Below are 14,210 nucleotides of genomic sequence, written 5' to 3'. Positions count from 1 at the left end.
AAATTATTAATTACCCATGTCTGTTTTAAGTGGTAAAAAAATCTTGCTAGGTATTTCTGGTGGAATTGCCGCTTATAAAACTGCGACATTGGTTAGACTTTTCATAAAAGCAGGTGCTCAGGTACAAGTTGTAATGACACCTGCTTCTAAAGATTTTGTTACACCCTTAACTTTAGCTACATTATCTAAAAATCCTGTTTACTCTACTTTTTACGAAGAACTTGATGAAGACAATAACACCAAAGAAGGCGTGTGGAACAATCATGTTGAGTTAGCATTGTGGGCAGATTTAATGTTAATAGCTCCGGCAACTGCCAATACTTTGTCTAAAATGGCAAGTGGTACTTGTGATAATCTATTAATGGCCACTTATTTATCAGCAAAATGTCCAGTATATTATGCACCAGCGATGGATCTGGATATGTATAAGCATCCTTCGACTTTAGAAAATTTTAAAAAATTGCAAGAGTTTGGTAATACGATGATTCCAGCTGAAAGTGGTGAATTAGCAAGTGGATTGAGTGGTGAAGGAAGATTGGCTGAACCTGAAAATATAGTTTCTTTTTTAGAAGCAGATTTGGCTAGTAAATTGCCTTTAAGAGGAAAAAAATTTTTAGTTACAGCTGGACCAACTTATGAAGCTATTGATCCAGTTCGATTTATTGGAAATCATTCATCAGGAAAAATGGGTTTTGATATAGCTTTATCTGCTGCAAACAAAGGTGCTGAAGTTATATTAGTGACTGGTCCTACTCATTTGAATGTAGAAAATCATCTTATACAAATCATACGTATAACCTCTGCTCAAGAAATGTATGAGGTCTGCCACCAATATTTTGACGCTGTAGATGTAGTTATTGCTGCAGCTGCTGTTGCAGATTACAAGCCGAAAAATGTTGCTCAACAAAAAATAAAAAAGGCAGAAGATACGTTTGTAATTGAATTAGAGAAGAATAAAGATATCTTATTTTCTTTAGGGCAGATTAAAAAGAACCAATTTTTGGTTGGCTTTGCTTTAGAAACTGATAATGAAATAAATAATGCAAAAGCTAAAATCATTAAGAAGAATTTAGATTTGATTGTTTTGAATTCTTTAAATGATGTAGGTGCTGGATTTGGAAAACCTACTAATAAAGTTACCTTTATTGATAAAGATTTTACTATTTTTGAGAACGAATTGAAAGCTAAAGAACTTGTGGCTGATGATATTATTAACCTAATTGTAAAAAAATATGAAGCTTAAATTATTGTTTTTTACCCTTTTTTTTGCTGTAATTGTTACAGCACAAGAACTAAAGGCTACAGTTGTGGTTAATTATGATAAAATAACCAATGTGAATAGTCAAATATTTAAATCTTTAGAAAAGCAATTCTCTGATTTTTTAAATAATACTAAATTTACAGAAAAGGAAACGAAAATGAATGAAAGAATTCCTTGTTCCTTCTTCTTGTTTATAAATTCATTTAATAGTAATGAATTTGAAGCAACTATGCAAATTACTTCATCAAGACCTGTTTTTAATTCTAATTACACCTCACCTGTTTTGAATTTGAATGATAAGGAAGTATCTTTTAGATACATAGAATCAGAAAATTTTGTTTTTGATCAAAACTCATTTACCTCTAATTTGTTGTCAATAGGTGCTTTTTATGCAAATATAATTATTGGTTCGGATGCGGATACTTTTTCAAATAAAGGAGGAACCGATTACTTTCAAAAAGCTTTAAATATTGCAAACGTTGCTCAGTCCAGTGGATATGCAGGGTGGGTTCAAACAGGAAAAAAGCAAAATCGTTTTAATTTAATTTCAGATTTAATGTCAAATACATTTGATGCTTATAGAGAAGCTATGTATTTTTATCATATAAAAGGATTAGATGTTATGGCTTTGGATGTTAAACAGGGTAAACAAGGTATTATTCAATCTATTGACATTCTCTATCAAGTGCATAAAGTTAGACCAAATTCATTGCTTGCAAGAACTTTCTTTGATGCAAAAACGGATGAAATTGTTTCAATTTTTACAGGTGGACCTGTAGTGGATTTAACAGTTTTAACAGAGAATTTGAAATCAATTTCACCTCTTAATGGTTCAAAATGGAATAAAATAAGGTAATATGCTTTTATCTTTGTCTGTTCAAAATTATGCTTTAATTGAGCATCTTGAAATTGATTTTTCTAATCAATTTTCTACTATTACTGGTGAAACAGGAGCTGGAAAGTCTATTCTTTTAGGGGCACTTGGATTGATAATGGGGAATAGAGCTGATTTGTCTTCTCTTAAAGATAAGGAAAAAAAGTGTGTAGTTGAGGCTACTTTTCAAATTGAAAAGTATAATCTTATTCCTTTATTTGAAGAGCAAGGATTAGATTATGAAAATACTACAATTATAAGAAGAGAGATTCTTCCTTCAGGGAAATCTAGAGCTTTTGTAAATGATACTCCTGTAAACTTAGCAGAAGTGCAACTACTTGCAGAGCATTTGCTTGATATTCATTCTCAGCAAGAAACAAGAGAATTGGAACAACAAAATTATCAATTGGCTATTATAGACGCTATTGGGGATAACTCTCAATTACTCAAGCAGTACACTTTAGAATTAGCATACTATAAAAAAGCTCAGAAGGAGTTAGAAAATTTACTCATAGAACGCGACAAAAATAGTAAAGAGCAAGATTATAATATTTTCTTATTAAATGAATTAGAACAAGCTCAGCTTAAATCAGGTGAGCAAAAAGAGTTAGAAAGTGAACTTGAAAGTTTGAATAATGTTGAGTTGATTAATGAAAGTTTAAATAAATTGGTTGCTTTTGCTAATGAAGAACAGATTGGTTTTATTTCAATTTTAAAAGATGCTAAACAGGCGCTTTCTAAAATTACAAATTTTTCCAGTAGTTATCAGGAAATATTTGAGCGACTTCAATCAACGTTGATAGAATTGGAAGATATAGTTGAAACAAGTCAAATGCTTGCTGAAAAAGTTGTATTTGATCCTGAACGAATTGCTTATGTGTCTTCTCGATTGCAGACAATTTATGATTTACAAAAGAAACATCAAGTTGCTTCAATAGAAGAATTAATTCAAATTCAAGAATCACTTTCTATAACGGTTAATAGAAATTCAGATTTAAGTAATTGTATTCAAAAGCTAGAGCAAGATGTAGCTACAAAAGAAATGGTAATTAGTCAAATTGCTTTAGTATTAAGAGAAAATAGGGAAGAGGCTATTCCTAAACTGACTATTAAGGTTGAAGAAATTTTAACAGATTTAGGTATGCCAAATGCTAAATTTCAAATTAATTTAATTCCATCTGAGACGTTTTTGAATACGGGAAAGGATATTGTTGAACTTCTATTCTCTGCAAATAAAGGAACTAATTTTGGATTAATAAAAAAAGTTGCTTCAGGTGGAGAAATGTCTAGAATTATGTTGGCAATAAAATCAATTTTAGCTGATTATACCAAACTACCTACTATAATTTTTGATGAAATTGATACCGGGGTATCTGGAGAAATAGCTCTAAAAATGGGAGATATAATGAAAGGAATGAGTGCTAAAAGGCAAGTTTTTGCAATCACACATTTACCACAAATCGCAGCAAAAGGAAATCAGCACTACAAAGTTTTTAAATATAATGAAGGTCTAACTACATTGTCAAAAATAGTAGTTTTATCACAAGAAGAGCGTATAAAAGAAATTGCAGAAATGTTATCGGGTAAAGAATTAACGGAATCTGCCATCAATCATGCAAAGACGTTATTAAATTAATAATTGTATTTTTGCTTAAAATTTGAACAACTAAACAAAACGAAGAATATGATCATTGAACCAAGAATGCGTGGATTTATATGTTTGACGGCTCATCCAGAAGGTTGTGCGCAAAATGTAAAAAATCAAATTGACTACGTAAAATCAAAAGGGAAAATAAATGGAGCTAAAAAAGTACTAGTTATTGGCGCTTCCACAGGTTTTGGATTAGCATCAAGAATTACAAGTGCTTTTGGTTGTGATGCAGCAACTATTGGTGTGTTTTTTGAGAAAGAACCAGCGCCTGGTAAAACAGCGACTCCTGGTTGGTATAATTCAGCTGCTCTTGAAATTGAGGCAGAAAAGGCAGGTTTATATGCTAAAAGTATCAATGGAGATGCTTTTTCTGATGAAGTTAAGCAACAAACTATTAACTTGATAAAACAAGATTTAGGACAAGTAGATTTAGTAATTTATAGTTTGGCTTCACCAGTGCGTATGCATCCAAAGACAGGAGTTTTACATCGTTCTACATTAAAACCTATCGGAGCAAAATTTACTAATAAGACAGTTGATTTTCATTCAGGAGTTGTTTCTGACGTAAGTATTGAGCCAGCAACTCAAGAAGATATTGATAATACAGTAGTTGTTATGGGGGGAGAAGATTGGTCTATGTGGATGGATGCGATGAAAAAAGCAGGTGTGCTTGCTAATGGAGCAATGACGATCGCTTATTCATACATTGGTCCAGAAGTAACAGAAGCTGTTTATAGAAAAGGAACTATAGGTAAGGCAAAAGATCATTTAGAGGCTACAGCTTTTGAAATTACGGAGGATTTGAAAGATATTAATGGTAAAGCCTATGTTTCAGTAAATAAAGCTTTAGTTACTCAAGCTAGTTCTGCTATTCCAGTAGTTCCTTTATATATGTCCTTATTATTTAAAATTATGAAGAAGGATGGAAGTCATGAAGGTTGCATTGAGCAAATGCAACGTTTATATGCAGACCGATTATTTAAAGGTTCTTCAATTCCTACAGATGAGAAAGGCAGAATCAGAATTGACGATTGGGAAATGCGTTCACATTATCAAGCAGAAATTGCTCAATTATGGCAATCAATTAGTACTGAAAATTTAGCTAAAAACGGTGATTTAGAGGAGTATAGAAAAGGATTTTTAAACTTATTTGGTTTTGGTTTTGATACTATTGATTACAAGGCTGATACTAATGAGATGGTTCTCATACCAAGTATAAATAAATAACAAATTGTAGTAAATTTGTTAAAAACCTGATAATAATATCAGGTTTTTTTGTTTTTTATCGATAAAAAAAGTATTTTGTCGATACTTGAGTTGGTGTTAATGTTTTCATTTATTTTAGATGTATATATTTTAGTATATTTACAAATACTAACATATAAATAAAAAAAATATGAAAAAATTTACTTTGTGGTTATTTGTTCTTTTCGCATGTTGGCAGTTAAATGCTCAGACTGGAACGGTAATTGTGGGTGTAGATGATGGAACACCAAATACTACTACGGGATATCCTTCACCTCTACAGGATTATTACAAAACAGGTAGGGCTCAATATCTTTATTTGGCATCTGAATTGTCCGCTGCGGGTTTGGTGGCAGGACCAATTACAGAACTAGGTTGGGTTGTCACAAGTATTGGGGTAAGTACGCTTGAAGAAGGTTATAAAATTTCGATGAAGTCTACTACTTCGACTGTTTTGACTTCAACTTTTGAGACCGGGGCTTCGGTTGTTTATGGTCCAACAGATTTCACGCCTAGCGCAACAGGCAATAATATGTTTACTTTGTCAACCCCTTTTGTATGGGATGGAACTTCAAATATTATAGTTGAGGTTTGTGGTGGTGTGTCTACTGGAACTTACACAGAAAATGTTAGATGTGCTAATTCAACATTAACTTTCAATGGTTCAGCTTATTTTTATAGTGATACAGAGGCTTCGCCTTGTACAATTGCTACTATACCAACTTTTAATGGAGGTGTTTCAACTTCTAGACCATTGTTAGTAGCAGTTGGTAATTTAGCTTCGTGTTTAGCTCCGTTGAACTTAGTTTCTTCTGGTATTACATCTAATTCAGCTAATGTGTCTTGGGATTCATCAACATCTGGTTTAGCATCGGGTTATGAATACTCAGTTTCTACATCAAGTACTGCTCCAACAGGTTCTGGTACTGCAACAACTAATGTTTATGCATTGCTTTCTAGTTTATTACCAAATACAACCTATTATTTATTTGTTAGAACTAATTGTGGTGGTTCTTTTAGCGGTTGGGCTGGTCCAATTTCTTTTACAACAGCTTGTGTAGCTGTTAATACTTATCCGTTTCTAGAGACTTTTAATACTGATTCTACTTCAAAGGCATGTTGGTCTGTTATTAACGGAAATGCAGATGCTAATTCTTGGAGTTTGAATGGTACTACAATACCTAGAAGTGGTCAATCAGCTCAATTATATACGGATTATGCCACATCAAATAACGATTACTTAGTTTCACCTCAGTTTAATTTAGGAACAACTCCAAAGAGATTAAAATTTTGGGTTAGACATTACAGTAATGGTGAGCCAGATAATTTAGAAGTTAAAATTTCTACAGGGGGTAAAACTATACCTGATTTTACTACAACATTATTATCTCTATCAACAACTCAGATAACTACAACCTATACTGAATATATTGTTGATTTAACTCCTTACACAGGTTTAGTTTATATTGCCTTTGCTAGAGAGAATGCTCCAGCTGATGGTTGGTATATTGCAGTTGATGACGTTACAGTTGAAAATATCCCAACTTGTACAGAGCCTTCTGGATTAGTAAGTTCTTCAATTACTGCTTACACTGCAAATGTTTCATGGAATGCACCTTCATCAGCACCTGCTCTAGGTTATCAGTATGTGCTTTCAACTACAAATACTGTTCCAACAGGTTCTGGTACAGATGTATCTAATAGTTATGTAGCATTAAGTTCATTAACAGCGAATACAACGTATTACTTTTTTGTAAGATCTTATTGTTCTTCTTCTGATTCTAGTCCTTGGATTGGACCAATTTCATTTACAACGGCATGTGCTCCAGTTACAACATTTCCTGTTTTGGAACCATTTAATACTTTTTTACCAAGTGCATGTTGGATTAAAGGCGACAATGGTGATTTGACAACAGGTCCAGCTACATTTGGTACAAATGGATTTTACAGTGATGGTTTTGGAAATGTAGGTACAACAGGTTCTTTTGCTTATAATATTTGGATGGCTGCTGCGAATGATTGGATAATTTCTCCTGAATATTCTATACCGACTTCTGGATATGAGCTTAAGTTTGATGCTGCCGCAGCTAATTATGGTGCAACAACAGTTGTTACAAACTGGGAAGCAGATGACTTTGTTGAAGTTTTAGTGAGTTCAACAGGAACAACTAACTGGACAGTTTTGTATACTTACAATAATTCAAATGTACCAGCACCAACAGGAACAACGAATGTAATAGATTTAGATTCTTATGCTGGTCAATCTGTTAGATTTGCGTATCGTGTTGTAGAAGGGACCAATAATGGAGCTGCTGATTTAGAATTTTTTATTGATAATTTTCAAATTAGATTATCGCCAACGTGTCCTGATCAAACAGGTTTAACTGTTAGTGGTGTGACAGCAACAACTGCAAATACATCTTGGAATGACATGTCAGGTTCAGGAGCTACTGGTTATGAGTACGCAATAACAACTTCACCGACACCACCTACCTCTGGAACAGCAACAACATCAACATTTTATGCCGCATCAAGTTTATTGCCTCAAACGGTTTATTATCTACATGTGAGATCTTCATGTGGTGGTGGACTTTTTGGAAATTGGGCATCTACAAGCTTTACAACAACATGTTTACCAATTACTTCTATACCTTGGTTAGAGAATTTTGACTCATTGACTACTGGTACTAATATCTTCCCTTCTTGTTGGGGATATACAAACGTAACTAGTACTTGGTCAATTTCAACTTCACCAACCGCTTATAGTGGCGCTAATTCATTGAGAAGAACTTGGGGTACAGATGGCTGGGCATTTACACCAACTTTTTCATTGACAGCTGGGACTTCTTATACTTTTAGCTATTATGTTAGAACTAACGACACTACAGTTGGATATGATATTACTGTTGGCGTAGGTACAAGTCAAACAAGTACAGGTATGACAACAACTTTATCTACAGTTACAGGTTATCAAAACCCTGCTTGGACATTAGTTACACATCAATTTACTCCTACAGTTTCAGGAGATTATTCTTTTGGGGTTCATGTTGTTGCAGATTTTGCTCCTAATGGAATTAATTTTGATAATTTTGAATTGAAACTAACCCCATCAACTCCACCTGCTTGTACAACTGGGTTAACAGCAACAATAAATACATCTTGTGGAAACTTTCCAACAACTTTATCTTGGGCTGCTGAGTCTACAGCGACAGGTTATTACGTTACTATTGGAACAACATCAGGAGGTTCAAATATAGCTAATGCAACTCCAGTTGTAGGAACTTCATATACTTTTAATGGCAATTATAACACACAATATTTCTGGAAAGTAGTTCCTTACAATGCAATTGGTTCAGCAACTGGTTGCGTTGAACAATCATTTACTACTGCTGTTAATGGATGTTATTGTGCATCAGTGCCAACTTCAAATGATGGTTCAGGGATAACGAATGCAATAATAGGTTCTAATCCTTATGTAATTGCTGATGTAACCTATGTTGATAATACTGCAACGCCAAATGTTATTAATTCAGGAGCTAATGCTAATATTCAATTGACTTTCTCTACGGGATACTCGTATGATATTAATATTTGGATTGATTTTAATAACGATTATGATTTTGATGATGCTGGAGAATTAGTTAAAACAGGTATTGCATCTACTTCAACTTCTCCTAATACGGTTGATGCTTCTTTCACAATGCCATTAACAGCACCTTCAGGGTTACATAGAATGAGAATTGGTACAGCGGATACAGGTCAAGTTCCTCCTGCGCCTTGTTATAGTGGTTCATATGGTGTTACTTTAGATTTTACTGTTGATACAACTTTGATTACATCTTCATTTGATACTACTAATTTTGTAGCTTATCCAAATCCAGTAAAAGATGTGTTGAATTTATCTTACTCTTCTACAATTACAAATGTTAAGGTAACTAACTTACTAGGACAGCAAGTAATTAATAAGAATGTGAATGATACTAATGTTCAAGTAAGTATGGCTGATTTAGCTGTAGGTACTTATATAGTAAATGTAACTTCTGGCGATATGATTCATACTATCAAGGTAGTTAAACAATAAGTTTCTTTATTGTTAGTCAGAGAAGTCCCGACTAATAATCGGGACTTTTTTGTTATAAAAATTCATTTTTTACAAAAAAAAGTTAAAATTTTTTAAATTCCTTTCGTTTTGTAGTTCTTTTCTTTTTTACTGTAGTTTTTTGTTTAAAAAATATTGTTGTAAAATTTTAGGATGTAGAAATAAATTATTTCTTTTACATTCAATTAACAATATAATAAACTTAAAATGAAAAAAATTACTTTTTGGTTAATAGCCTTATTTTTAAGTTGGCAAATTAATGCTCAGGTATCAAACTATTCTTTTTCGCAAAGCAATAGCACGTTTACTCCTTTGTCAGGTGGAACTGTGTTAGCAACTGCAACTGCAAATTCAATTGCAGGATCTATGGATAGTTACAACTCTTCAGCAATTAACTTGCCATTTAACTTTACTTTTAATGGTACTTCAGTGTCTACTGTCTACATGAATGGAAATGGTTTCCTTTCACTGGGAGCTACAGCACCCTCAACAACTACATCAACCCCAATAAGTACTGCTTCTACAGCTACAGGTATTATTTCTGCTTTTGGTGGTGATTTAAATACTTTTTTTAATCTTGGTTCTAGAACAGGTGAAATGAAATGGGATGTTGTAGGGAATGCTCCAGATAGAGAAATTGTTTTTGAGTGGAAAGATTTTAGACCTGCTTATTCGACTAGTACAACAAATGCTTATGGATTCAGTTTCCAAGTTAGGCTGGTTGAAAATGGAAATTTAGTTAAGGTGGTTTATGGTCCAGGAAGTTTTGCTATTGGTTCAACGGCTGTTACAGGTACTTCAAATAGGCAAATTGGATTAAGAGGTTCTACAAATGCTGACTTTAATAATAGAGTTTTTACTAGTTTTGCCTCACCTTCAACCTCAGGTACATTAAATACATCAGCTAATAGTTTTTCAACTGCAACAAATTTTCCATCAAATGGTTTGACACTTTTATGGTCACCTCCATTACCTTGTTCAGGAACTCCAGCTCCAGGTAATACTCTTGCTTCTGTTGCTAATCCATGCTATGGGGCATCTGTTACATTGTCTTTACAAAATACAAACATGGGTACTGGATTAACCTATCAATGGTATTTAAATGGAGTAGCTATTAGTGGAGCAAATGCTTCTACTTATGTTGTATCCTCTATTACTTCTACTAATACATATTATTGTGAAGTAACTTGTTCAGGTAATACAGCGGCATCAACAGCGTTAGTATTGTCTCCAAGTATTTTAAATGCCCCAATTTTAGAGCCTTTTAATACTTTTTTACCCACATGTTGGATAAATATGTTTGGTGGGAATTTAACAACTGGACCAACAGCGACTACTGGTTCAGGGTGGGCTGCAGATGGTTTTGCTAATAATGGTACAACAGGTGCAATTAGTAATAATATTTATACAACAGGAGCTAATGATTGGGTCATTTCTCCCGTAATCAATATTCCAGCCTCAGGTTATGAGTTAAAGTTTGATGCTGCTGCTACACAATATGCTAGTACAACTGCTCCTACGACTCAATGGGAATCGGATGATTATATTGAAGTTTTAATTGCTACTGGAGGTTCAACTACAGGTTGGACAGCTTTGTATACTTATAATGGGACTAATCAGCCTTCAAATACGGGAATAACAAATGTTATTGATTTAAGTGCTTATGCAGGTCAAAATATTAGAATTGCATTTCATGCGGTTGAAGGTTCAAATGATGGAGGTGCTGATATTGATTTTTCAATAGATAATTTCCAAATCAGATTAACACCTTTATGCCCTGACATGACAGGTTTAATTGTTAGTGGTGTTACTTCATCTGGTGCGAATACTTCTTGGAATGATATGTCTAATGGTGGAGCTTTAGGGTATGAATATGCAGTTACTACATCTGCTACACCTCCAGCATCAGGAACTGCGACTACATCTACTTTTTATATAGCTTCAGGATTAACTCCACAAACAGTATATTACTTACATGTTCGTTCTTCTTGTACAGGTGGAACTTTTGGAAATTGGTCAACAATAACATTTACTACAGCCTGTGGTGAAGTTACTAGTTTTATTCAAAATTTTGATACGGTTACAACTCCAGCTTTCCCTAATTGTTGGTTTAAAGTTGGAACTACAGGTACTGTAAATACTCAAAACTCAAGTAGTAGTTCTACGCCTAACTGTTTATATATTTACGGTTCATCTGCTACGAATCAGGCTATAGTTAGAACTATTCCAGTTTCTAATTTAGGTGCAGGTACTCATAGATTTAAATTTAAAATGCGTGCTAATTTTACTGTTGGTGGTATTTTAGAATTAGGATACTTGACTAATCCAACAGATAGTAATTCGTTTGTTGCATTTACTTCATTTACAGCATCTTCATTAACTTATGCAGATTATGTATATAATGTACCAGCTGGAACTTATTCAAATTATCCAGCGTTTAGACATACGGGATCACCGGCTAATAGTATTTTGGTAGACGATGTAGTTTGGGAGGCTTTACCTTCTTGTCCTGATATGACAGGATTAGTTGTAAGTGGAGTAACAGCTTTTGGTGCTAATACTTCTTGGGATGATATGTCTAATGGAGGGGCTTTAGGATATGAATATGCAGTTACTACATCTGCTACACCTCCAGCATCAGGAACTGCAACTACATCTACTTTTTATGTGGCATCAGGATTAACTCCTCAAACTGTATATTATTTACATGTTCGTTCATCTTGTACAGGTGGAACTTTTGGTAATTGGTCTACTATTTCATTTACAACTGCTTGTGCTCCAGTAACAGTATTTCCTGTTTTGGAACCTTTTGCTACATTCTTACCAAGTTGCTGGTTAAAAGGCGATAATGGTACTTTAACAGCTGGTCCTGCTACATTAGGAACTAATTCATGGGCTGCAGACGGTTTTGGAAATTTAGGAACAACAGGTGCTATCAAATATAATATTTATTTAGCATCTGCTAATGATTGGATTATTTCTCCACAATATACAATTCCTGCGTCTGGTTATGAATTACGATTTAATGCTGCGGCTACAAATTATGGTCTTACTACAGCAGTTACAAATTGGGAATCAGATGATTTTGTAGAGGTTTTGGTTAGTACAACAGGTACAGACAATTGGTCTGTTTTATATACGTATAATAATTCAAATGTTCCTGCTCCGACAGGTACGATGAATGTAATTGATTTAGATTCTTATGCTGGACAAACAGTAAGATTTGCTTACAGAGCGGTTGAAGGTACTGCTGATGGTTCTGCGGATATTGATTTCTTTGTTGATGATTTTGAAATTAGATTGTCACCAACATGTCCTGATATGACAGGGTTAGTTGTGAGTGGCGTTACAGCTTTTGGTGCTAATACTTCTTGGAATGATATGTCTAATGGTGGAGCTTTAGGTTATGAGTATGCTGTTACTACATCAGCAACACCTCCAACTTCTGGAACTGCTACTACATCAACATTCTATGTAGCATCTGGTTTAAGCCCTCAAACAGTTTATTATTTACATGTAAGAGCTACATGTTCTAGTGGAGTTTATGGCAATTGGTCTACTATCACATTTACAACTGCTTGTGCTCCTATAACTGCATTGCCTTGGAATGAAGGATTTGAAGGATTAACAACAGTTGGTACAACAAATTTCCCTTCATGTTGGTTTAAAGAAAATGGAGATTGGACTTCACAAAATACGAATGGAACTTACAGTACTGCTAATACAGGTACTAAATATATTAGAAATTCATGGTCTGCTACAAATGAGTTCATTTGGACACCAGGTTTTGATTTAGTTGCTGGTACTTCATATGATTTTTCATCTTTTATTCAAGGAGATAACGGTACAGGTTGGGCTGTAGATTATTTTGTAAATACTACTCAAAATTCTACTGGTGCAACTCAGATTGGATCTACTTATAATGTTCCAGGTACTGGTTCTACTTATGCAGCTCAAGCTTATAATAAGGTTACCGCAACTTTTGTTCCTACAACTACAGGAACTTATTATTTTGCTGTAAGAGTGAATCAACCTTCTTCATCTCCATGGTATGTATCATTTGATGATTTTGCTTTAGAGCTTACTCCAGCATGTCCTTCACCAAATTCAAATACAATAACAAGTTTAACTCCAACTAGTGCAACTATTACATGGAATACTACATCTGGAGCTTATGAATATGTGATAGATAATTTAGCCGCTAATCCAACTACTGCTGGTACAGCTATAACAACAAATACTTATTCTCCAAGTTCATTGACTCCAAATACAGTTTATTATGTTCACGTAAGAAGTAATTGTAACGGATCATTAAGTCCTTGGTATACATTTATGTTTACAACTCCTTTGGTTCCACCTGCGAATGATAATTGTTCAGGTGCTATAGTTTTAACTCCGGGCGCTACTTTTAATACAAATCCATTAACAGCTAATTTAACAGGAGCAACAAATTCTAATCCTCCTGCACCAGGTTGTGCATCTTTTGCTGGTGGTGACGTATGGTATTCAGTAGTTGTGCCAGCATCAGGTAGTATTACTATTGAAACTGGTGGTACATTTACTGGAGGTGATACAGGTATGGCTGTTTATAGTGGTACGTGCGGAAACTTAGTCTTAGTGAGTTGTGATGATGACAGTAGCTCAAATGGTTCTTATTCGTTAATATCATTAACAAATAGAACTGCTGGTGAGATACTTTACGTTAACACTTGGCAATATAATACAGGTGTTTCTACAATTTCATATCAAATTTCTGCTTATGATGCTTCTTTGAGTTCATCTTCTTTTGATATGTCTAGTTTTGTAGCTTATCCAAATCCAGTAAAAGATGTATTGAATTTATCTTATTCTTCTACGATTACAAATGTTAAGGTAACTAATTTACTAGGACAACAAGTAATTAACAAGAATGCAAACGATACTAATGTTCAAGTAAATATGGCTGATTTAGCTGTTGGTACTTACATTGTAAATATCTCTTCTGGTGATTTAATTCACACTATTAAAGTGATTAAACAATAAGGTTATACTATTGTAAATTGAAGAAGTCCCGACTAATCATCGGGACTTCTTTTTTTAT

The 14,210-nt window shown here is 34.0% G+C and carries 6 protein-coding genes; all 6 read left to right on the top strand.

Annotation, left to right across the window (positions count from 1 at the left end):
• Positions 1 to 16 precede the first annotated feature (16 nt).
• The 6 genes from coaBC (at position 17) to QZ824_RS00665 (ending at position 14,152) form a co-directional block, all read left to right on the top strand.
• Entirely contained in the window at positions 17 to 1,243 is a 1,227-nt protein-coding gene (gene coaBC / locus QZ824_RS00690) for a bifunctional phosphopantothenoylcysteine decarboxylase/phosphopantothenate--cysteine ligase CoaBC (RefSeq protein ID WP_291274124.1), read from the top strand.
• Positions 1,233 to 2,117: a DUF4835 family protein gene (locus tag QZ824_RS00685; protein WP_291274123.1), complete on the top strand. Its 885-nt coding sequence runs from the start codon at positions 1,233 to 1,235 to the stop codon at positions 2,115 to 2,117. Before coaBC ends, QZ824_RS00685 begins: the two co-directional genes overlap by 11 nt.
• Before the next feature lies 1 nt (position 2,118).
• Positions 2,119 to 3,771: a DNA repair protein RecN gene (gene recN, locus QZ824_RS00680; RefSeq protein ID WP_291274122.1), complete on the top strand. Its 1,653-nt coding sequence runs from the start codon at positions 2,119 to 2,121 to the stop codon at positions 3,769 to 3,771.
• Between the two features lie 48 nt (positions 3,772 to 3,819).
• Complete coding sequence (fabV, locus tag QZ824_RS00675; RefSeq protein WP_291274121.1) at positions 3,820 to 5,013, top strand: enoyl-ACP reductase FabV; 1,194 nt, start codon at positions 3,820 to 3,822, stop codon at positions 5,011 to 5,013.
• 169 nt (positions 5,014 to 5,182) lie between these two features.
• The gene (locus QZ824_RS00670) at positions 5,183 to 9,112 is read left to right on the top strand and encodes a choice-of-anchor J domain-containing protein (RefSeq protein ID WP_291274120.1); all 3,930 of its coding nucleotides are present in this window, start codon (positions 5,183 to 5,185) and stop codon (positions 9,110 to 9,112) included.
• 225 nt (positions 9,113 to 9,337) lie between these two features.
• Positions 9,338 to 14,152: a choice-of-anchor J domain-containing protein gene (locus QZ824_RS00665; protein ID WP_291274119.1), complete on the top strand. Its 4,815-nt coding sequence runs from the start codon at positions 9,338 to 9,340 to the stop codon at positions 14,150 to 14,152.
• Positions 14,153 to 14,210: the final 58 nt, after the last annotated feature.

The sequence above is a fragment of the Flavobacterium sp. genome, from assembly GCF_021151785.1.
Classification (GTDB): Bacteria; Bacteroidota; Bacteroidia; order Flavobacteriales; family Flavobacteriaceae; genus Flavobacterium.
Note: the sequence above shows the minus strand (reverse complement) of the source record. Positions and strands in the feature narration are given on the sequence as shown.